The organism is Psychromonas sp., from assembly GCF_041586535.1.
Lineage (GTDB): Bacteria > Pseudomonadota > Gammaproteobacteria > Enterobacterales > Psychromonadaceae > Psychromonas.
The window spans coordinates 1-23,009 of record NZ_JBFGZY010000050.1 but is presented as its reverse complement, the minus strand read 5'-3'; the positions used below and the strand labels follow the sequence as shown (position 1 = coordinate 23,009).

The window sequence follows — 23,009 nt, the reverse complement described above, 5'->3', positions numbered from 1 at the left end:
AACGCAGCGCAGGACGCTTTTAGATGAACCCGTAGGGCAGCATTTGCTCGAGCTTTCTACTTCGTTATCGCCAGCTTATGTAGAACAACTACACTACGCAGGCTCTGCCTTGTATAAAACACGAACAAATTGCTGCAAAAATGCACGCGAAAGGTCAACAGACCCTAGTGTCCATCTCTTTTGAGAAATGAACTTTATTTCCTCACCATCATCTAGTTCAAAATGATCATCTTAGTAAGATGGCAGCATAACTTCCCCAACACACATAACGCCCCACTAAGAGGCAAATAATCTGACCCTATTATTGCTGTTAGGCGCGCTTAACTGATTCACGTGTTTCTTTTGCATCATGGAGGATCTTAATTCCGCCGCGGACGACTAAAAGTGAAATTATTGTTCCGATAATTAGATCAGGAAGCCGACTACCCATAAGAGCAACAAGTATACCTGAAACTATTACCCCTAGATTAGCTATGACATCATTTGTTGAAAATATCCAAGAGGCCCTCATATGTACGCCTCCCTCTCTGTGCTTGGATATTAATACAAGACAAATTATATTCGCCAACAAAGCAACAGCACCAACTATGATGATTAATGTACTTTGAGGAACGCAGCCAAAAAAAAACCGCCTAAGGACCTCAAATAAAACACCGAGCCCTAATATAATTTGAAGGAAACCACTGACTTGAGCCGCTTTTGCTTGATACACGATTCCTTTGCCGACAGCATAGAGCGAAAGGCCGTACACTGCTGCATCTGCCAGCATGTCTAGAGAATCAGCTAGTAAACCTGTAGATTGTGCTAGCCACCCCAAAACCAATTCAGCAACAAACATAAATGCGTTTATTGAGAGAAGTATAATAAGGGTTTTTCTCTCTAGTTTATTTGCTTGTTCCGCTCCGCCACCACAATCTGACATATATTCTCTAATCTATACCCATATTAACAAGCTAAAAATGGCGGGCTAAAATCGCGAAGCGGTGGCCCGCTGTTTTTAGTCCTTGTTAAATTGACTTGTTATACATTTTTTGGTGCAAAGATAATTATTGCCATGCCTAATAATGCAACTGAACCACCGACAAGATCCCACATAGTTGGCTTTACACCATCAACAAGCCAAAGCCACAATAAGGCTACAAAAATGTATACACCACCATAAGCCGCATAAACTCTACCAGTTGCTGTAGGGTGTAAAGTCAGTAACCATGCAAATAGTGTCAGGCTCAACGCCGCAGGGATTAACAACCATATATTCTTATCTTGTTTAAGCCAAAGATAAGGAAGATAGCAACCAACAATTTCCGCTATAGCAGTGATACCAAATAAAGCTATAGTCTTAAATTCAAACATGGTACTCCTAAAATCTACACGAATGTATAACGCCGCAATAAACTGCGCGTAGGTTGGTGTTGTTTTTGCCATGTTTTTATTTTGCAAAAACGATGACAACCGTTATGCGTCCAGTCGACTAGCTTGTTAGCTAATTACAAATCTCGAATGCACAATACGTTAAACTAAATCAGTAAGTTGCTGAACATTTTCGACTCTTGAATTTCCACTAAGTTCACCGTGAGAATCATAGTCACTTTTAACGAAACCTTCATTCAACTCATCATAAAAGATGCAACGGTTTCCTATTATTGCAACTACCCAAAAATACTAAAATGCCTTGCTTTCATCCGTTTCCCCTACGCCTAAATAGAGCATCTAATTAATGGAGTTGGTATCATGGAAAAAGGCTGGACACCCATATCTTCTAAATAAAACGCCATGGTTTTACGTCCACCAGCAATGGAGACATGAATCGCCAGGTTATTATCTTGAGTTAACGCAAACACTTTACCGGTGATAAAATCGGCCATGTGGGTTTGCTCTTCAATTTTTTTAACATCATCAAATGCTTTGTCAGGCACGAGCTTGGCAATCAGAGCAAGGCACGAGCTTGGCAATCAGAGCAAGGCGCAACATGAGGTAATGGTTACTCCCTTTTCGATTGCTGCAACGCAGCACTGGTTTTCGAGCTCGCGTCCCGTAGGGCAAGGGAAATTGCACCAATCTGCTTTGTTATAAATTCTCTCTGTAGAATAACTAGACTTCAATTTTATGTCTAGCACCTCGGCACAATTGACCTTGCTGACTTTGCACCTTGAAGTATCATGGGTATATATATTGCGGTTTATGGATCACCGAATAGCAATTTTTGATCGTTTACCGATAATCTTAAACAAAATCACTTTTAACAAATAACTCACTATTTGATTTGAGCTTGGAAAGTCATTAGGAAGCGCTTTGAACCGTGCCATACAGGGTCTGATATAAACCATCCTTCTCTACTAACTCACTATGTCTGCCTGACTGGCTGATCTGTCCTTCTTCTAAAACATAGATAATATCCGCCTGCTTAACCGCGGACAGGCGATGCGCGACAATCAGTGTGGTACGCCCAGCTAAGAAGCTATTTAATGCACTGTGCAGCGCACTTTCTGTTGCGGTATCGAGCGCAGAAGTAGCCTCATCTAAAATAACAAATTTGGGATCGGTCAGTACCATACGCGCAATTGCCACACGCTGGCGCTGACCGCCTGAGAGGCGAATGCCCTGACGGCCTAGCTGAGTATCTAATCCGTCACTCAACTGCACCATGACATCATTAAGCTGCGCAACCTGTAGTGCCTGCCATAATTGTGCATCCGTATAAGTCCCCCCCAGGGAGAGGTTATGACGTAATGTATCGTTAAATAATACAGGTTGCTGCAACACCACAGAGATATTCTCGCGAATAATATCAAAACCAATATCACTGCTTGTTTCACCATTAAATAAAATTTCCCCGTGGCTTGGCTGGTACACCCCAATCAGCAGCTGAATAAGAGTCGATTTTCCGCCGCCACTGGCACCGACTAAGGCAATTTTTTTACCTGCAGGAATAGTCAGTGATAAATCGTTTAATATTTGATTTTCATTATCATAAGCAAAATTAAGATGACGAATAACTACCTCAGCCGGCTGACCATTAATAAAGGGATTCACTTTACTTGGCAGGCGCAGCTCTTCCTCGAGTTGCAGCAGAGAGTTAACTCGTTTTATCGCAGCAGAGGCGCTATACCAGGAGAATTGAATACTTAACAGATCCTGCACTGGCGATAACATAAACCAGAGGTAACCGAAAATGGCAAAGATCTCCCCGATGCTTAAATCGCTAAATAACACCATTAGCATCGCTGTCGCACGAAACAGTTCAAATCCCAACAGGAATAATAAAAAGGAGCTGCGGCCTGCAGCCTCACTCTGCCAGGCGTATTTGTCTGCACTACTGCGAATATTATCGGCATCTGTTTTAAGATCCTTTAAAAAATCCTTTTCCCGATTTGAAGCACGCAGCTGATATATGCCATCTAAAATTTCAATTAAACGGTTTTGAAATTTTTCAAAAGCTTGATTCTCTTTTGTTTTTAGCGTTTTGACCCGCGTCCCTAACTTACGTGAAAAATAGATCACAAAGGGGTTCACTAATACAATAAACATCCCTAAATAGAGATCTATCCATAATAAAATCACAGCGGTACCGATCACGGTTAATAAACTAACAATAAAGCTGCTTAACGTACTACCGATAAATTGATCTATGGTTTCGATATCGGTCACTATATGCGAATTAATTCCCCCACTGCCGCGGGTTTCATACTCGCGAATACTAATCCGGCCTAATTTATCGATCATCCGCTGACGTATCGTGCAGGTAATGGTTTTAGATACCAATGTAAACTGACGGCTTTGCACAATATTGAGCAGCTGACTGAGGGTGCGCATCACAATCACAAAGAGAAAAATAACGATAATATAGTTAGCTGGCTGTTGCAGTGATAGCGGTAAAAGATGGTTAATAAAATCAACGCCCCCCGCCGGCTTATTAAGCAGGATCTCATCCACCATTAGCGGCATCAATAGCGGTATAGGTACACTGATAGCAGCCGCGATAAGGGCAATAATATTCGCCCAGATCAGGCGTTTTTTATGCAATTTGGCTTGATTAACTAGCCAGTCCCGGTCGATCGTTTCGTTATTATTATCTTTCAAGGTGATAATGGTTCCTATTAGTGATTTTATTACCATTGTACTGATAAGTGCCATAAATTATAAGGCAATAAAATGCGATGTTTTCGTCAGCAGATATTGATTGACCATTCACTTTCTTTAAAGCTTCTTTCCCGACTTTTAACTCTATAAACCTATCGCCAGAATATATTTAACGAAGGTTATACCAAATCCGATAATTATCTATTCATTTATGCTTGCTAAAATGAATGCTAGCTTCGTTATTGATTTTGTAATTAGAACAACTAGTTACTGCAATCAATGCCTTGCTTTCATCCATTTTTCCTACGCCTAAATAGATCATCTAATTAACGGAATTGGTATTAATATATTGCTCACGGACTTTTAATAAGGTTGCTTTTTCAGCCGCCTGATACATAAAGTTCAAATCACGTTGATGCTGAACGATGCAATGCGACTACACGAGCATTCACCCTGCGGACTGACGGTTTTATGCTGACCTATCTGCAATTTTCTTAATAGCCTGGCACAAAATCATCTCTGTGGGCTGGTTTACACTTAGCATAGGAGGCTTATGGCTGTTGTCGAATTTGATTTGCACATTCAGCTAATACAATGTTTGCCTGACAATCAATTACAACGCTGCGCCGCAAAATTGTAGTAGCGGGCATCTGTATCGTGACCTTCAGCACTGTGGACAGGGCTGGGTAGAAGCCTGACGGTCGAATTCCCGCGACATTTTCACGGTAGCAATGCCAGTCGGCAAGGCAATAATCGCATAACCGGTAATCATCACCATCGCCGCCACCGTCTGCCTCAAGGCAGCTTGTTAGGGCTCTTTTTCTCAACAGTTGCAAAACCAGCTCATTTAAGCCACACTAAAAGACCATATGGTCCAGTTTAAGGAGCGCTTTCTATGGCAACTGTTGAATTGAAAAGCTTTAAACCTAAGCATAGTAACAAAAAAAACTTCTGGATTAGCCTTGGAATTGAAGATGCTAAGACTGCTCGCTGCGAAGCTGTCCACCAGGGATTTAAGCCACAAGTATACAGAAATATCATTGAGCGAACGAAACTTACTCAAAGTGAATTTCACAATGTTACCCATATTCCTGTCAGTACCATTAAGCGCAGACTGAAAAATGACGAACGTTTCAATACTCAGGAGAGTGACGCTATCTACCGCTTCGCTATGCTCATAAAGTTAGCAACTGAATTGTTTAATGACGAACAGCAAGCACTGAAATGGATACGGGAAAGTGTATATGGTTTAGGTGGAAAAAGACCACTTGATATGGTTTCGACTACCGTAGACTTCGAGATCGTCAAAGATCTTATTGGCAGAGTAGAACACGGCGTCTTTTCTTAATGGAACTGTATCGACTTACGCAAAAAAAATACTCTGATACTCCCTTTAATCCCATTGGTGCGAAACTATTTGGCGGCAGGTGGAATTCAAAAGGTAGCGAGGCTCTGTACTTTTCAGAGTCAGAGTCTTTATGCGCTCTGGAGGTGTTTGTTCACGTAAATAATAACCCAAACATTATTAATCACTATGATTTATATAGAATCGACATGCCGGATGAGTTAATTGTTAAGCTCGAGCAAGTAGATTTACCATCAACATGGCGCGCAATTCCTGCAAGCGAGGCGACTCAATACATTGGAGACGAGTTCTTAAATGATCCAGCGCCACAGTTTGCTGCTTTGCAAGTTCCCTCGACAATATCGCCCAGAGACAAGAACTATGTTATTAACCCTAACCACCCTGCCATGAAAGAAATCTTCAACAAGCACGAAAAACTCGACTTCGAATTCGACCCTCGTATTTTCAAATAATACTCATTTTTTGCTATTTAACCTCAGTTCTGGATAATGAAATCGTAGTTTTCTTTAATATCAACACATTAAAGATTGGTATTAGATCCACCAGCTAAAATGAAAATTTACTTTATTTATTGAATAAGAAATTAATATTTACATATTCAGAGAGATCCAATTCGTTTACATTGTGTGAATAGGGAATTTCAGCAATCATCGGTGCTTTGATTTTATGCTTTAGCATGGCTAAGTTCTGTGCATAATAGGGCATATCGCTCTCTACCTGGTTAGCTATCCACCCCGCCACCTGCAGGCCATCATTGATAATGCTTTCATAGGTTAACTGCGCATGGTTCAAGCAGCCTAATTTCATGCCGACAACGATTATCACCGGTAATTGATGCGCCTTTACCCAATCCGACAGGGTTTGCTCGTCATTTAAAGGTAAACGCCAGCCACCAGCGCCTTCAACTAAAATCAGATCGCTGTTTAATGCTTTTAATTTCTCTAATCCGTGAGAAATATTAACCGATTCAATGGGCCTGTTTTCCTGCTCAGCTGCAATATGCGGGGCAATTGGCTGAGCAAATGCAATCGGATTAACCAGCTCATAAGCGACTTGAATATTGCTGTATTTTTGCAGCACTAGCGCATCGTGGTTACGTAACCCATCTGCTGTCTCCACACACCCTGCCGCTATCGGTTTATAGGCTACTGTGGTGCATTGCTGTTTGTTGGCCGCCTGCAGCAGGGCCTGACAGCAAACTGTTTTACCTACGTCAGTATCTGTGCCTGTCACGAAATAGACAGGGCTGTTAATGCTTTCATTCATTTATTTAACCGCTTTTATATAACATACCTGATAGGAAAGAGGTAATAGTCCTGACCGGGTTTTGTGCTTAGCGTAACCCTGCTCAAGTTTATTAATTAAGGAGCGCCCCTGCAGTTTGTGCCGTTGATGGCCATGTACCTGATTGGCCCCTATGCCCTTTAAATCGCGCATCACTGCGCAAACATTCGGGTAATAAAGGGTAATGGTTTCCTGGTGAATATTAACCGAGGTGAAACCGACCTTCTCGAGCATTTTTTCGATATTTACCAGAGTTAAAAAGGTATTAGTGTGCGGGTGCACATCTACCTCCTGCCAGGCATCGCGTAGTTCTATTAATGATCCCGCTAATAAAGTGGAAAAATTCAATTCTCCCCCCGCTAACAAGACCCCTTTCAATTGCCTTAATACATTTTGTAGATCACTGCTCCACTGCATCGCCAGATTGGAGAATATGCAGGAAAATTGATTGTCAGAAAAAGGCAAACAATCCATATCCCCCTGCACACAGTTAACCGGCAAATTGCGATTATTTTGCAGAAACGCCAGCATGCCGGCAGAGAGATCAAAACAGATCAATGAATCAATATTATGTTGGGTCAGTAATTTTTCACTGAAATACCCCGTGCCACAGCCGAGATCCAGACAGTTAGCAGTTTGTTTTTTGTTCAAAGAAGCAAACAACTTATCACCGATATCACGCTGCAGCTGTGCAAACTGATCATAATGTGCTGCCGCTTTAGAAAATGACTGGGCAACCGCTGCTTTATCAATATCGAAAATTAGACTATTTGTCATTAAGCACCCGGTATATGGCCTTGCTCAGATTAACCACATCAAGCTCCTCGTGATTCGCTGTTAGGGTAATGCGCAGACGCGCTGTAGCAACGGGCACAGTCGGTGGACGAATAGCGGTTGTCCAGAATCCCAGTTTTTTTAATTTCTCCGCAACCTCTAAGGCTTTAAGACTATCACCAATAATAACAGGCTGAATGGCCGTATTTGAATCTCCTAAACGGATCCCTAACCCTGTTGCTGTTTCTCTGAAAGTGGCTATCAGCACCTGCAGTTTATCGCGCCGCCAATCCTCTGTTTCAGCCATACGCGCAGCTTCTGCAATAGTATAAACCATCGCGGGGGGAAGTCCTGTCGTGTAGATATAAGGCTTGGAAAAATTAGTTAAATAATCTATCAATGTCTGCTTGCCGGCAACAAATGCGCCGCCAACCCCTAAGGCTTTGCCAAAGGTCGCCATGTAGATCTGCAGATTGTTATTCTCCAGGCCCGATGCTGCAACACTGCCTTTACCATTGTTGCCCAATACCCCTAAACCATGAGCATCATCAATCATTAACCAGGCATCATGCTTTTTTGCCAGTTCATACAGTCCGGGAAGCGGTGCACAATCACCATCCATACTGAACACACCTTCGCTAATAATTAATTTATCAGCCTGCTGCGTTGCAGGTTTAGCTAATAAGCTTGCTAAATGAAGCATATCGTTGTGTTTAAAACGCTGCATTTTACTCTCGGATAACAATCCGGCTTCCATTAAAGAGGCATGATTAAGCTTATCCTGCAGTAACAGATCATTTTTTTTCAGGAGCAGTTTGATAATCGCCTGGTTTGCTGAATAACCGGAGCTGAATAACGCCACGGCTTCTACGCCTAACCATGACTTTAACTGCTCACATAAATCATCATGGGCCTGATTAAATCCGCTTACCAGGTAAGAGCCGCCACTGCCTACACCATACAGCGAGGCGCCTTTCTGCCAGGCTTGGATCAGTTGCGGATCCGCGGCTAATCCCAGATAATCATTACTGGAAAAATTCAGATAGCTTTTATCTGCTACCGTGAGTAAGCGTCCCTGATGACCAGAGATAGAGGTTAATGACCGATAAAGCCCCTGCTCCCGGCGACTACTTAACTGCTCATTGATAAGATTAAAGGCCATTGCTTAAGCTTTGCTCGTTGCGTCATAAAACAGCTCACCTTTCTCGCTGAATCTGACAATCGCAGCATCAACGCGTTGTTCAACTTCGAAAGGCGACTGGTTAATCGCCTCTTTGTTGATCCCTAATTTTTTGAATAAACGCATATCGGAGTTTTCATCCGGATTGGCAGTGGTTAATAATTTACAACCATAAAAAATGGAATTTGCCCCCGCCATAAAACATAACGCTTGAGTCTGTTCCGACATATCCTCTCTTCCAGCTGATAATCGTACATGGGACTGCGGCATTAAAATACGCGCCACAGCAATGGTGCGGATAAAATCAAAATCATCGAGATCCTCAACGCTATCCAGCGGTGTGCCTTTTACTTTCACTAATTTATTAATCGGCACACTTTCCGGCTGTTTGGGCATGTTAGCAAGCTGTACTAATAACCCGGAGCGGTCACTGCCCGCTTCTCCCAGGCCGACAATACCGCCACTGCACACTTTCATGCCCGCATTGCGGACGTTCTCTAGGGTATCCAGACGATCCTGATAGTTTCGAGTAGTGATAATTTTGTCGTAATATTCAGGAGATGTATCGAGATTATGGTTATAATAATCCAATCCGGCCTGTGACAACTGCTCTGCCTGTCCGCTGTCCAACATCCCCAGAGTCATACAGGACTCAAGTCCTAATGATTTAACCTCTTTAATCATTTCAAGTAAATAAGGCATATCTCTCTGCTTGGGATTCTTCCAGGCAGCGCCCATGCAAAAACGGGTTGATCCGGTGGCCTTCGCCTCCTTAGCGGCTTTAATAAGTTTGGCAACTTCCATCAGCTGCTCTTTTTCAAGCCCCGTGTCGTAACGGGCACTCTGCGGACAATATTTACAATCTTCAGGACAAGCCCCTGTTTTTATTGATAACAAGGTACTGACCTGCACTTCATTTAAAGGAAAATTTGCGCGGTGAATGCTTTGCGCCTGGAATAACAGATCCATAAACGGCATTGCAAACAGTTGATCAACTTCTGAAACAGTCCAGTTTTGGCGGATTGTTGTATTTATCATATTATTCCCTTTATTACCCTGAAATTGTTTGGTTAGTTTAAGCTGGAAAGATACACTGTCAACTTTTTAGCGACCATATCTTTACAACTGTTTAAAAAGCGAGCGTTATGAGCATTGATCTGCAATTTGATACACAGCATTTATGGCATCCTTACACTTCCATGACCGAACCATTACCTTGTTATGGCGTTGTTTCAGCTGATAAGTGTTTGTTGACACTGGAAAACGGCAAGCAACTGATTGACGGCATGTCCTCCTGGTGGGCGTGTTTATTCGGATATAACGTAGAGGAGTTAAACACAGCGGCAAAACAACAGTTAGATAAAATGTCACACGTTATGTTTGGTGGTTTAACCCATCAACCAGCCGTTGATCTGGCTAAAAAGCTGGTCAGCATCACTCCCGTCGGATTGGAGAAGGTATTTTTATCTGACTCCGGCAGTGTCAGTGTAGAAGTAGCTTTAAAAATGGCACTGCAGTACTGGCATGCTCTGGACAAACCTAAAAGCCAATTCCTTACAATCCGTAACGGTTATCATGGCGATACCTTCGGGGCGATGAGTGTCACGGATCCGGAAGGTTCGATGCATGAGTTATACCATAATTTTTTACCCCGGCAGTTATTTGCTCCGCAGCCTAAAACCCCATTCGATCAGCCATGGGATACACATGACCTTGATATGCTCAGCCAATTAGTGAAAGACAATCATGCTAATATTGCCGCGATTATTCTCGAGCCTATCGTCCAGGGCGCGGGGGGGATGCATTTTTACCATAGCAACTATCTGCAGGGGGTAAGGACGCTTTGCGATCAATATGATCTGTTATTAATTGCCGATGAAATAGCCACGGGATTCGGTCGTACCGGTAAATTATTTGCTTGTGAACATGCTAATATCAGTCCGGATATTATCTGCATCGGCAAAGCCATTACCGGCGGTTACATGAGCCTGGCGGCAACCTTAACTACTAACCATATTGCTGAAACCATCAGCCGGGGTAAAGCCGGGGTATTTATGCACGGCCCCACTTTTATGGGTAATCCTCTCGCCTGCGCCGTGGCCAATGCCAATATAGAAAAGCTGTTAAGTTTTGACTGGCAGGGAGCAGTCGTGAAGATTGAATCTGATTTAAAAGGTTATCTCGCCCCCTGTGCAGAGCTAGCACAGGTAAAATCAGTGCGGGTATTGGGTGCCATTGGCGTGGTACAACTTCATGAGCCGGTGGATGTAGCAACTGTACAGAAAAAATTTGTAGAGCATGGCGTGTGGATACGCCCTTTTGGCAAACTTATTTATATTATGCCGCCTTATATTATCAGCCGAACCCAGCTGCAGCATTTATGCGCGGCTATCTTCACGGTAGTGAATGAAAGTTAACGTTGAAGGTAACTGCGAGCTTCGAGTATAGAGCGACCAGCAATGACCGGCTAAAAACAAACAACTAACAACTAGCGACTATCAGATAGTCATTTGCCGGATATTACGCCATCCTCTGGAAAACCTAATAAAAACTGGGGTATTATGCGATGATAGACTTGTATCTAATACTAGCCTAGGTAATATATGCCTTTGTTATTTTTTTAGTAAAATCACTGCGAAAAGTGATTATGGAGCACTTATTCTAATGTCAAAAACAGCAATTGTTGAAGTATTCAACAGTAAATTTCCGATTGGTACAACAGTGACGGTTCAAGGTTGGATCCGCACCCGTCGTGATTCAAAAGCCGGTATCTCTTTCTTATCAATTTATGATGGTTCATGTTTTGACCCTATCCAGGCTGTTGTTCCTGCCGAATTAGAAAATTACAGCTCAGAAGTGCTAAATTTGACGGCAGGTTGTTCTGTACAGGTAACCGGTGAATTAGTTGAAAGCCCGGGGAAAGGCCAGAAATTTGAAATTCAGGCAACTCAGGTGACTGTCTTCGGTTTTGTACAAGATCCGGATACTTACCCGATGTCAGCAAAGCGCCATAGTATTGAATACATGCGTGAACATGCTCACCTGCGTGCCCGTACTAATATGTTCGGCGCAGTAACACGTGTACGTAACTGTCTGTCACATGCTATTCATAACTTCTTTTATGAAAAAGGCTTTAACTGGATCAGCACCCCGATTATCACCGGTAATGATGCCGAAGGTGCCGGCGAAATGTTCCGCGTCAGTACCCTTGATATGACCAATCTTCCGAAAACTGAGCAAGGTGCAATTGATTACAAAAAAGACTTTTTTGGTAAAGAGACTTTCTTAACCGTATCAGGTCAGTTAAATGCGGAGACTTATGCCTGTGCACTGAGTAATGTGTATACTTTCGGGCCAACTTTCCGCGCTGAAAACTCCAATACAACCCGTCACCTGGCTGAATTCTGGATGGTTGAACCGGAAATTGCTTTTGCCGAGTTAGCCGATGCTGCGCAGCTTGCTGAAGATATGCTTAAGTATGTCTTTAATGCGGTACTGACCGAACGCGCTGACGATATGGCATTCTTTGCTCAACGCGTGGATAAAGAAGCGATTACCCGCCTTGAGAAAATGATCAGCTCTGAATTTGTGCGTATGGATTACACTGACGCGATTGAAATTTTACAAAACTGCGGCAAACAATTCGAATTCCCGGTTGAATGGGGCGTAGATTTACAATCAGAGCATGAACGTTACCTTGCAGAAGAGCATATTGGCGCACCAATCATCCTGCAAAACTACCCGAAAGATATCAAAGCGTTCTACATGAAGTTAAATGCAGATGGTAAAACCGTTGCGGCAATGGATGTATTAGCACCGGGCATTGGTGAGATTATCGGTGGCAGCCAGCGTGAAGAGAACCTTGACGCGCTTGATAAACGTTTTGAAGAGATGGGTTTAAATAAAGAAGATTACAGCTGGTACCGTGATCTGCGTAAATACGGCACAGTGCCGCATGCCGGATTTGGTCTTGGTTTTGAGCGTTTAGTCTCTTACGTCACTGGTGTGCAGAATATCCGTGATGTAATTGCCTTCCCGCGCGCACCGGGTACGGCAGACTTCTAATCCCCGTATGTAAATCAATAATCAAAAAGCCGGCATTTATGCCGGCTTTTTTGTAAAAATTTCTAACACGCAAAAAAAAGCCACAAATCACTTTGCGGCTTGCTAATAGAGCGTTAAGACAGCGGAGCTGTTTAAGCTTCGTTATGCAGCTCTAAACTTGCGATCTCTTCTTTCTGCTCTTGAATTTTCTTCGCATCTTCACTACGTAAGGTTGCAAGGTAGTCAAAATAATCCTGATTAACATCACCCGTTACATAGATTCCGTCAAATACCGAACATTCAAAATCATCTGTATTCGGATTCTGTTTGCTCAGCGCATCTTTAAGATCCTGCAGATCCTGGAAAATAAGTGCATCAGTTCCAATACAATCACTGATCTGCTCAACGCTGCGGTTATAAGCAATTAACTCATTGGCAGTCGGCATATCAATACCGTAAACATTCGGATGGCATACTTGTGGTGCGGCTGAAGCAAGGTAAACTTTTTTAGCACCGGCATCGCGTACCATTTCAATAATCTGCTCTGAGGTAGTACCGCGCACAATTGAGTCATCCACCAATAAAACCGCTTTATCTTTAAACTCTGCAGTAATTGGATTTAATTTACGGCGAACCGCATTACGTCGCTGTGTCTGCCCCGGCATAATAAAGGTTCTGCCAATATAACGGTTTTTTACAAAACCCTGGCGGTAGGGTAAGCCCATTTCCAGTGAAATTTCCAAGGCGATATCATTGGATGTTTCCGGAATTGGAATAACCACATCAATATCTACATCCGCCCAATCTCGTTTTATTTTTGCACCTAATTTACGCCCCATTTCTAAGCGAGCTTCATAAACCGAGATACCGCTTAGCGTTGAATCCGGACGCGCTAAATAAACATATTCGAAGATACAAGGCGTTAAGCGGGTATTTTCAGCACATTGTTTGCTGAACAGTTGACGGTCTTCAGTGATATAAATAGCTTCACCGGGTTCAACATCACGGATAACTTCAAAGCCGATCGTGTCAAGGCCAACACTTTCCGAAGCGACAATATATTCTACATCACCCTCTTCTGTCTTACGTGAGCCCAACACTAATGGACGGATACCATGCGGGTCACGAAATGCAACCAGGCCGTTGCCGATAATTAAAGATACTACCGCATAGGCACCTTTAACGCTTTTATGTACATTGCTGATGGCGGAAAAAATATCATCCGGTGTTAAGTTGTCATTCTCAACCATGTCAAGTTCTGCTGCGAAGATGTTTAATAACACCTCGGAATCAGAGGTTGTATTTATGTGGCGACGGGATTTAAGTAATGATTCACGTAAATGATGGGCATTGGTTAAATTACCGTTATGTGCAAGAGCAAGTCCCCAGGGAGAGTTCACATAAAATGGTTGTGCTTCAGCGGCACTTGAGCTGCCTGCAGTCGGGTAACGCACATGGCCGATGCCGATATTTCCTTTCAAACGCTGCATATGTTTTGATTCAAACACATCTTTAACCATACCATTTGCTTTACGCTGTTTAAAATTATCTTCATCAATAGTCACAATACCGGCAGCATCTTGCCCGCGATGTTGTAATACAGTTAATGCATCATAAATACTTTGATTAACAGGTGTTGATCCAACGATACCAACGATTCCACACATAAATAAGGCCTTTATTTTAAGAAAAACAAGTTATATCAAGCATATTAATTAATATGACTGATATGGATGGTAAATTTTTATAAAAATACAAACTAAACCCGCCTGCCGGGTTATTCAGTTGTAAATATCCTTTAGCAGAACAAACGCCGCTAACTAATGCTCTTTAAACAGAAATCGTATTCAAAAAGCTGGATGAATTTTCAAGATGTTCAAAAAACCACTCAATAATAATGCCGAACTCCGGCACTAAACGTGATTCAGTCCACCAGACTGCCTGATTAAAATCAGTAAATGAATCGATAAAAAACAGTACAGCGCTGACGATTAATATGCCGCGGACGGCACCAAAGATAATCCCAAGAAGACGATCCGTGCCGGATAACCCGGTCACCGCGACTAAACGGTTAATGATATAATTTATTAAGGCACCGAGTAATAACACGGCAATAAATAAAATGGCGATTGAGGCAGAATTGCGAATGACTTGATCATCTATTTGAGTTAAGTAAACCGAGACTTCGGGATAAAAGTTACTGGCTATGAAAAAAGCACCAAACCAGGTTGCCAGGGAGATCGCTTCTTTGGTAAATCCACGCATTAAACTGATTAAAGATGAAAAAGCGATAATGCCGAGAATAGCGATATCAAACCAACTGTTAAACCAACTCATTATTGTCCTTTAATAAATCAAATTGAAAAACGGCTGCAGTTTACCAGAGAAGAACCGCAATTACTTAAATAATCTAGGGTCTGTTGACCTTAGGGATTCGTTGCTTTGAAGGATACAATTTGACCTTCTAAATGCGTTAATTTTTTTAACCTGGGTAATTGTTCTTTAAGACGTTTTTCCGATACATCAGGACCGACAAATACACGGGTTAAAATACCATCGGTTACTTCTGCCGGAACAGTATGTGCCTGAAAACCGGCAGTGTGTAACTGTTTCAATAATGCATTTATATTATCTGCATTTTGAAAGGCGCCTAACTGAATGGTCCATGCCCGATCAGGAAATTGTTTTTTTTCTATTGTTTCTGCAAATTTTGCCGGCTTCTTCGAAAGCGTGACGGTGTTTGCCACTTCTTCAATTTCCCAATCATCATTGGCCGCAGCAGTTTGCGCTGTTGCAGCCTCTTCAACCGGAACCGTTGAGTTTGCCAGCGGATCACGGCGGTTATTGGCTAGAGTATGATTTTTTAACTCCGGCCGAATCGGCGTTGCTATAAATTCATCTTCATAGGAGTTTTTTTTACCGTCAATAATGGTTGGTAAAAAGATAACAACACAAGCAACTAAAATAGTTACACCGACTAAACGGTTTTTAAACTGAGAAGCCACACTTTATCCTTGTGAAAAATTTAAAAAATCAGAAACAGTATGAAATGAACCAAATATGACAATTATATCAGATGCGCTTGCTTTATTAACTACCGATTTATAGGCTGCGGCAATATTTTCAAAACAATCAGCACTGCCTTGTGCATTTTTTGAGTGTTTATAGTTTTCTAATAATAAGGCCGCACTGGCACCCCGGTAGCAATCCAAGGTGATCAGGTTACAAAAATCAATTTCTGAGTTTATCTGATTAAAAGTGCCGTTCATGTCTTTGTCTGCCAACATACCGATAATCGCATATACTTTACATTCTTTGCTTTTCCTGGACTTGATAATCTGCAGTTGACTGGCCAGGTATTTTGCCGACTGAGGATTGTGGGCAACATCTAAATAGAGATCGCAGGGAGCCCCAGTGGACAATTTTTGTAACCGCCCGGCTAAACTTGCATTTTCAATGGCTTCCTTAAGCACCTTTGATTCAATATCCAGCTGTAATGCTTCAATAACTGCCAGAGCGGTTGAGGCATTCTGCACCGGTAATAAGGGTAAACGGATCCCTTCGATAACTTGTTTACCGTACCAATTCCATTGCTCACCCGTCACCTGATAGGAAAAATCCTTCCCGGCGTAGCTGATAGCACAATCGAGCTTCGTCGCATAATTCTGTAATGATAAAGGCGGATTTAACTCACCACAAATAACCGCTTTTCCAGCTCGGAAAATACCCGCTTTTTCAAAACCAATTTTTTCGCGATCATCCCCTAACCAGTCCACATGATCTATATCCACAGTGGTGATCACACTAATATCCGATTCAACGACATTAGTTGCATCTAATCGCCCACCCAGGCCCACTTCCAATAGGATATAATCACACTGCGCTTGTTTTAACAGGTACAGACAGCCTAATGTCGCATACTCAAAATAACTTAATGACGTTTCTGCGCGGGCTTTCTCTATGACAGAAAAGGCCTGACAGTGTGCCTGCTCGGATAATTCCTGCTTGTTAATGCGTAACCGCTCGCTATATCTTTGAATATGCGGAGAGCTGTATACTCCTACTTTATAACCAGCCTGAATCAAGATCTCTTCAAGGAAAGCACAGGTGGTACCTTTACCATTGGTGCCGCCAACGGTGATCACTTTTGCGTCAAAATCAACCAGCTGCAGATCCGTCGCGACCTTATTTATACGGGTCAGCCCTAATTCGATTTCGCTAGGGTGCAGTTTTTCAATATAAGCCAGCCATTGTGGTAATGTTTCAGGGTTTTTATTATGCATATTTTTCTCTAATTTACAGATCTAAAAATAATGGTCCGCAGGGTGGTCTGGGTAAGTCATATTCAGCAGGATAATCAACTTCAACTAAATATAAACCACCGGCTTTGGCTGTTGCAGCAGCTTTGGCTCTGTCTTTATGGGTTATTAACGTCTGTAACCAGTCCAGCGGTTGATTACCGCGGCCAATCTCAATTAAACTGCCGGCAATGTTTCTGACCATATGATGTAAAAAAGCATTGGCTTTAATATCAATAATGATGAAATTGCTGCGTCGGCAAACATTCAAATATTCAATGGTTCTGACCGGACTGCTCGCCTGGCAATGCAGCGCTCTAAAAGAGGTAAAGTCTTGTTCGCCAAGGATAGTCTGCCCCGCCTGATGCATTTTTTGCTCATCTAAAGCCATATGATAGTGACTTAGTCCGGTGCGGAGAATACCGGGACGAAACGGTCCATTGTAGATAATGTAACGGTAGCGGCGTGCGGTTGCACTGAATCGGGCGTGAAATGAATCATCCACCTGTTTAACCCAGCGGACAGCAATATCATCGGGAAGATTAGCATTAACGCCCAGTGTCCAGGCAACGTCTTTACGCACAGCGTCCGTATCAAAATGGACAACCTGCCCGGTACCATGCACACCGGCATCGGTCCGCCCGGCACAATTAACGGTAACGGGATGATTAGCAACTACAGACAAGGCTTTTTCGAGTTCTTCTTGTACCGAGATCACCTCTTTTTGGCGCTGCCAGCCATAATAAGCGGCACCATCGTATTCAATTCCCAGTGCTATACGCATTAATCATTCATCCTAAAATTAAAATTGCGTAGTATATACTATGTGGTGATTCTTTTTAAAATGAATTGTATTTAGACAGCCTTTAACTGCTGTTTAGTTGTTCATTTTACAGTAATTAATTTAAAAATGGCATTACCTTGGCATAATCCGCTGTTTAGATGATTGATGTTCATCTTTCCCGGGATCTTTTTATGGAGCACTTAATCCTTTAAAGATTTCCCATATTTGGCATGGCTGAGGGGAATCACTTTTAAAAACTCAATACTTTCGTTGTCAATGATTTGTAAGGCAGAATGAATCAAACGGTTATTATTGGCAATAATATTAATATCATAATGATGCTGCTGGTAGACAAACTCTAACACCAGAATACCATTGTCTAAAAACCACACACCATCGACATATTGATGATCAAATAACTCACCGATTTGCAGTATATTATTTTCCTGGAAGTGTAATAACAGTGACATATTATCTTTTGCCAGAATTATCCATGAATGTGCAACAACTTCATGTCCCTGCAGTTTTCTTTTTTCTAACTCCCAGAGAATAAAACTGCCCTCGGTAGTAATAAAAGAACGGTCTTCATCACTCAATTCTGTAAACGGCAGAGTGATATTCTGCGCTCCGTTTTTTTCATAATTAAACAGGATGATTTTCCGTTCTAATGCACTTAACCGGGAGTACTGAGTCACAAATGGATCTCCTTAACAACTTCTGTTATTAGAAAATAAAGCAGTTTTAATTTTTTGAGGTCATGTTGGATAAAAGTCTTAGGACAAAGATAATGCATATTTTTATCAATTGAGGATGACGTGTGTATTAGTATGATTAAAATCAAAAATATCAGTATAGGAAAATGACGTTTTAGCGGCTTGCTCACAAGTTTGCGATCTCTGCTTTAGCCGTTTTTATAGATCAAATTTTGCGTTGTTGCGAGGAACTTATTTTACTTAAGTCATTGCTAATAAATCAGGCTAAGTCTGCAAAACATTATCACAAGCTCAGATGGGGTGGGATTAAGTTTGCAGCAGATAAGATAAAGGTGATTATCTTATCTGCTCTGTGGGGATGAACAGCCATGCTGCCACTGCAACTCACTGTTCTCCAATAACGGCAGTGGTTATTTATTCCTTTGCCGCTTTTGCTTTAACCGCCCGTTTTTTAGTTTGTTCTTCGACCCATTTGCCGTCAACATATCTTGCAGTCCAACCGGTCGCCTTCTTGTCAACTTCAGTCATAACATACTGCTCTTTATTCTTCCGGCTGTAGCGGACGATTGCCGGATTGCCCTGAGGATCTGTTTGCGGTGCTTCCGCTAAATAATAAAACTTAGGTGAAATTCTCTCTTTAAAATGCGCCAGTTCAGATACCTTAGGTGCGCGCGTTTCACGTGAACGAGGGAAGGTGCTCGCAGCAAGGAAAAGACCTGCAGCACCGTCTCTGAGAATAAAATACGCATCACTTTGCTCACAAGGTAATTCAGTTAAATGGACCGGATCTTCTTTCGGAGGAGCAACTTCGCCACTGCGTAAAATTTTACGCGTGTTTTTGCACTCTTCATTGGTACAGCCCATATATTTTCCGAAACGCCCCTCTTTTAACTGCATATCATTGCCGCACTTGTCACATTCAACAACCGGGCCATCATAGCCTTTAATTTTGAATTCACCCTGTTCAACAAGATAACCATCGCACAGAGGGTTATTACCACAAACATGCAGTTTTCTTTTTTCATCAACCAGGTAGCTGTCCATTGCCATATCACATTTTGGACAGCGCTGTTTGGCCATTAACGCAGCAGTTTCCACATCTTCGCCTGATAAAAGATCAATGGCTTCTTCACCGTTAACCAGATTAATGGTTGTTTTACAGCGCTCTTTCGGCGGTAGTGCATATCCGGAGCAGCCTAAGAATACCCCTGTGGAAGCGGTCCGAATACCCATTTCTCTGTCACAGGTAGGACAATGGATCTCTTTAACAACCACAGGCTCATTAAGGCGCATCCCCCCCTCTTCCGGAGGCAATTCAGCTTTATCCAATAATTTTTTCAGATCCTGATAGAAGTGATCCAGCTGCTCTTTCCAGTTTGCTTTGCCTTCCGCAATCGCGTCCAGATTACGCTCCATTTGCGCAGTAAAATCATAACTCATTAATTCAACAAAATTTTCACTGAGCCGATCGCTGACAATCTCACCCATTTTCACCGCATAAAAACGACGTTTTTCAGCTTTTACGTAACCACGATCCTGAATCGTTGAAATGATACTTGCGTAGGTAGATGGACGTCCAATACCTTGTTTTTCAAGTTCTTTTACTAACGCGGCTTCAGTAAAACGCGCGGGTGGTTTGGTAAAATGCTGTTTAGGATCCAAATCAATTAAATTCAGTGTCTCGCCGATAGCTATTTCCGGGAAGTGCACTTCATCAACCTGAGATTTTGCGACAGGCTGAGCCTTTGTCCAACCGGCGAAACGTAATGTCCGCCCTTTGGCACGCAGTTGAAAATCACCGGCCTGCACAATTAAGGTCGTGGCATCGTATAAAGCCGGTAACATCTGGCAGGCCAGGAACTGCCGCCAGATAAGCTCATACAAACGCTGGGCATCACGGTCAACACCGGCCAGCAGTGCTGCTAATTGATTAACATCAGACGGACGTATAGCTTCATGGGCTTCCTGCGCACCCGACTTGCTGCTGTAACTGACCGGATCAGCCGGTAAATAATTATCACCAAATTCACTGGCGATAAATTCACGTGCACTGGCCACTGCATCTTTACTGAGGTTGGTAGAGTCAGTACGCATATAAGTAATATAACCGGCTTCATAAAGACGTTGTGCCAGCATCATAGTCTTTTTAACACCAAAACCTAGACGGGTGCTGGCAGCCTGCTGCAGTGTAGAGGTGATAAAAGGCGCACTCGCTTTACTCTTAGTGGGTTTGTCTTCACGGGAAACTAATTTATATTGTGCTGATTTAAGTTTTTCTACTGCATTAAGGGTTTCTTTTTCACTGACCGGTTTAAAAGCTTTACCATTTTCTTTAAAAACTTCTAAGCGCAGATCAGATTTTGTCGCATTTTGCAGATCCGCATGCAGATCCCAGAATTCAACCGGGTTAAACGCCTTAATTAGCCTTTCACGTTCAACGATTAAACGTACTGCAACAGACTGTACGCGTCCGGCGGATAATCCCCGCGCCACTTTTTTCCAGAGTAATGGGGAAACCATAAAACCAACAACCCGATCCAGAAAGCGTCGGGTTTGCTGGGCATTAACACCGTCAATATTCAATTCAGTGGGGTGTTCGAATGCTTCATGGATAGCCGTTTCGGTTATCTCATTAAAGACTACACGCTGATATTTATCCTGCTCACCACCAAGCACTTCCCTTAAATGCCAGGCAATTGCTTCTCCCTCTCTATCCAAATCGGTTGCGAGATAGATAGTAGGAGCGTCTTTGGCAAGCTTTTGTAATTCACTGACAACTTTTTCTTTGCCCGGCAGAATTTCATAATTGGCTTTCCAATCATTGTTGGGATCTACACCCATTCTTGTTACCAGGGCATCCTGTGCACGTTTAGCTTTTTCTTTGATTTTTTTAGCTTCTGTCATACCCGCTAAGGACTTAGTTGCTTTGGCATCTATCTTTTTCTTTGCGCTGCCGCTAGTTGGGAGATCTCGAATATGACCTACACTGGATTTTACAATGTAATCTTTGCCTAGATATTTATTGATAGTTTTTGCTTTTGCCGGAGACTCCACAATAACAAGAGATTTGCTCATAATACTTATTTACCCAAATAGTCATAATCGAGAAAAGAAACTTAAATTTATCTTCTTCTGGTGAATTTCCTTTTTATATAATCCAAACTTTAACGGAATAGCAACATATATTTTCAAAAACACAGTGTTTTAAGCATATAAGTCAACTTTATTTAAGCTGACTTATCTGTTTGTTTAAAAATAACACGATTATTTAACTAATTGATTAGACTTCATTTGAAAGACTTTCAGCAACGCATTTTCCAAGGCAACAGAAACAGCATGCCCGAGTTTATCGGCAAACTTTTTACGCTGAACGTATTTGATTTGAACGATCTGGCGGTTATCCAGCTGCCCTAATAAATAATCATCACTGGTTGAAATCTGATCCACCAGATTACGCTCTATCGCTTGTAAACCATACCAATGTTCACCGGTGGCAACTTTGTCTATATCAATTTGACTGCGTTGCTGAGTAACAAATTGTTTAAACAGATCATGCGTTTCCTGTAATTCCTGCTGAAATTTATCGCGCCCAGCCTGATCATTCTTGCCAAACATGGTTAATGTGCGTTTATATTCACCTGCGGTTAATTGCTCAAACTCTATATCGTGTTTTTTTAATAATTTATTAAAGTTAGGAATTTGCGCAATAACACCAATTGAGCCCAAAATAGCAAAAGGCGCTGCAATGATTTTATCCGCAACACAAGCCATCATGTAACCGCCACTGGCTGCAACCTTATCCACAGAGATAGTTAATGGGATATTATGATCTTTTAAACGTTGTAGTTGCGAAGCCGCCAACCCGTAACCATGAACCATGCCGCCGCCGCTTTCCAGGCGCACAAAAACTTCGTCTTTTTCACTGGCCACGCCAAGAATAGCAGTAACTTCCTCTCTTAAAGAGGTCACTTCTTTGGCGTCAATGCTGCCTTTAAAATCGATCACATAAAGTTGTGGCAGCCCCTCTTTATCCTGACCGGACTTGGCTGCTTTTTTAGCTTCTTTATCTTTTTCTTTTTGAATTTTTTTATCTTTTTTAAGGCGCGCTTTTAACTGATGGTGGCTTAATAACTTCTCTTCTATGGTTTTTTTTGTTTCTTTTAACTGCTCGGAGAGATCGGTTAACTCTAGCTCCCCTTTTTTATGCTTTTGTTTACTGGATACAGCCACTACAGTCACCACAATGGCAATGATAGTCAGCGCCAGAGTCAAGGCTTTGGCTAAGAATAAGCCGTATTCGATAAAAAATTCCAAGATTGTACTCCTTTAGTTTTATTTATTTTATTAGGGTCTGTTGACCTTTCGCGTGCATTTTTGCAGCAATTTGTTCGTGTTTTATACAAGGCAGAGCCTGCGTAGTGTAGTTGTTCTACATAAGCTGGCGATAACGAAGTAGAAAGCTCGAACAAATGCTGCCCTACGGGTT

The 23,009-nt window shown here is 42.2% G+C and carries 20 protein-coding genes; 4 read left to right on the top strand and 16 right to left on the bottom strand.

Annotated elements, in window-relative coordinates; all coding sequences use genetic code 11:
• Positions 1-310: 310 nt before the first annotated feature.
• The 4 genes from ABZA00_RS07500 to ABZA00_RS07485 form a co-directional block, all read right to left on the bottom strand.
• Positions 311-922: a cation transporter gene (locus ABZA00_RS07500; RefSeq protein ID WP_372881536.1), complete on the bottom strand. Its 612-nt coding sequence runs from the start codon at positions 920-922 to the stop codon at positions 311-313.
• A gap of 98 nt (positions 923-1,020) precedes the next feature.
• Positions 1,021-1,353 carry a YnfA family protein gene (locus ABZA00_RS07495; RefSeq protein ID WP_372881535.1) on the bottom strand — a complete coding sequence of 111 codons (333 nt, stop codon included), beginning with the start codon at positions 1,351-1,353 and terminating at the stop codon, positions 1,021-1,023.
• A 344-nt stretch (positions 1,354-1,697) separates the two neighbouring features.
• Positions 1,698-1,916, bottom strand: coding sequence for a CRISPR-associated ring nuclease (locus ABZA00_RS07490; protein ID WP_372881534.1), 219 nt, complete (start codon positions 1,914-1,916; stop codon positions 1,698-1,700).
• Positions 1,917-2,280: 364 nt separating this feature from the next.
• A complete protein-coding gene (locus tag ABZA00_RS07485) occupies positions 2,281-4,080 on the bottom strand; it encodes an ABC transporter ATP-binding protein (RefSeq protein ID WP_372881533.1) in 1,800 nt (599 codons plus the stop codon).
• Positions 4,081-4,975: 895 nt separating this feature from the next.
• Between ABZA00_RS07485 and ABZA00_RS07480 the strand changes: the two genes are divergently transcribed.
• Positions 4,976-5,428 carry an antitoxin Xre/MbcA/ParS toxin-binding domain-containing protein gene (locus ABZA00_RS07480; protein WP_372881532.1) on the top strand — a complete coding sequence of 151 codons (453 nt, stop codon included), beginning with the start codon at positions 4,976-4,978 and terminating at the stop codon, positions 5,426-5,428.
• Positions 5,428-5,898: an RES family NAD+ phosphorylase gene (locus ABZA00_RS07475; protein WP_372881531.1), complete on the top strand. Its 471-nt coding sequence runs from the start codon at positions 5,428-5,430 to the stop codon at positions 5,896-5,898. Before ABZA00_RS07480 ends, ABZA00_RS07475 begins: the two co-directional genes overlap by 1 nt.
• Positions 5,899-6,010: 112 nt before the next feature.
• On the opposite strand, the gene bioD is transcribed toward ABZA00_RS07475, so the two are convergent.
• From bioD to bioB, 4 genes are read right to left on the bottom strand one after another with little or no spacing between them, the layout of a single operon-like run.
• Positions 6,011-6,712 (bottom strand): dethiobiotin synthase, encoded by a 702-nt coding sequence (gene bioD / locus ABZA00_RS07470; RefSeq protein WP_372881530.1) that lies wholly within the window; start codon positions 6,710-6,712, stop codon positions 6,011-6,013.
• Positions 6,713-7,507, bottom strand: coding sequence for a malonyl-ACP O-methyltransferase BioC (gene bioC, locus ABZA00_RS07465; RefSeq protein ID WP_372881529.1), 795 nt, complete (start codon positions 7,505-7,507; stop codon positions 6,713-6,715). It abuts the gene before it with no gap.
• The gene (gene bioF / locus ABZA00_RS07460) at positions 7,497-8,666 is read right to left on the bottom strand and encodes an 8-amino-7-oxononanoate synthase (protein ID WP_372881528.1); all 1,170 of its coding nucleotides are present in this window, start codon (positions 8,664-8,666) and stop codon (positions 7,497-7,499) included. Before bioF ends, bioC begins: the two co-directional genes overlap by 11 nt.
• A gap of 3 nt (positions 8,667-8,669) precedes the next feature.
• A complete protein-coding gene (gene bioB, locus ABZA00_RS07455) occupies positions 8,670-9,722 on the bottom strand; it encodes a biotin synthase BioB (protein ID WP_372881527.1) in 1,053 nt (350 codons plus the stop codon).
• A gap of 107 nt (positions 9,723-9,829) precedes the next feature.
• On the opposite strand from bioB, the gene bioA reads away from it, so the two are divergent.
• Both bioA and asnS read left to right on the top strand, forming a co-directional pair.
• Entirely contained in the window at positions 9,830-11,101 is a 1,272-nt protein-coding gene (bioA, locus tag ABZA00_RS07450; protein ID WP_372881526.1) for an adenosylmethionine--8-amino-7-oxononanoate transaminase, read from the top strand.
• Positions 11,102-11,348: 247 nt separating this feature from the next.
• On the top strand, positions 11,349-12,749 hold the full coding sequence (asnS, locus tag ABZA00_RS07445; RefSeq protein ID WP_372881525.1) for an asparagine--tRNA ligase: 1,401 nt from the start codon (positions 11,349-11,351) through the stop codon (positions 12,747-12,749).
• 131 nt (positions 12,750-12,880) lie between these two features.
• On the opposite strand, the gene purF is transcribed toward asnS, so the two are convergent.
• From purF to sohB, 8 genes are all read right to left on the bottom strand, one after another.
• Entirely contained in the window at positions 12,881-14,395 is a 1,515-nt protein-coding gene (gene purF, locus ABZA00_RS07440) for an amidophosphoribosyltransferase (protein ID WP_372881524.1), read from the bottom strand.
• Between the two features lie 163 nt (positions 14,396-14,558).
• On the bottom strand, positions 14,559-15,065 hold the full coding sequence (locus ABZA00_RS07435) for a CvpA family protein (RefSeq protein ID WP_372881523.1): 507 nt from the start codon (positions 15,063-15,065) through the stop codon (positions 14,559-14,561).
• 89 nt (positions 15,066-15,154) lie between these two features.
• On the bottom strand, positions 15,155-15,733 hold the full coding sequence (locus ABZA00_RS07430) for an SPOR domain-containing protein (RefSeq protein ID WP_372881522.1): 579 nt from the start codon (positions 15,731-15,733) through the stop codon (positions 15,155-15,157).
• A 3-nt stretch (positions 15,734-15,736) separates the two neighbouring features.
• Entirely contained in the window at positions 15,737-17,011 is a 1,275-nt protein-coding gene (gene folC, locus ABZA00_RS07425; RefSeq protein WP_372881521.1) for a bifunctional tetrahydrofolate synthase/dihydrofolate synthase, read from the bottom strand.
• Positions 17,012-17,024: 13 nt separating this feature from the next.
• Entirely contained in the window at positions 17,025-17,810 is a 786-nt protein-coding gene (gene truA / locus ABZA00_RS07420; RefSeq protein WP_372881520.1) for a tRNA pseudouridine(38-40) synthase TruA, read from the bottom strand.
• A 200-nt stretch (positions 17,811-18,010) separates the two neighbouring features.
• Complete coding sequence (locus ABZA00_RS07415) at positions 18,011-18,505, bottom strand: hypothetical protein (protein WP_372881519.1); 495 nt, start codon at positions 18,503-18,505, stop codon at positions 18,011-18,013.
• 432 nt (positions 18,506-18,937) lie between these two features.
• Complete coding sequence (gene topA / locus ABZA00_RS07410) at positions 18,938-21,598, bottom strand: type I DNA topoisomerase (protein ID WP_372881518.1); 2,661 nt, start codon at positions 21,596-21,598, stop codon at positions 18,938-18,940.
• A 189-nt stretch (positions 21,599-21,787) separates the two neighbouring features.
• Positions 21,788-22,837, bottom strand: coding sequence for a protease SohB (gene sohB / locus ABZA00_RS07405; protein ID WP_372881517.1), 1,050 nt, complete (start codon positions 22,835-22,837; stop codon positions 21,788-21,790).
• Positions 22,838-23,009 lie beyond the last annotated feature (172 nt).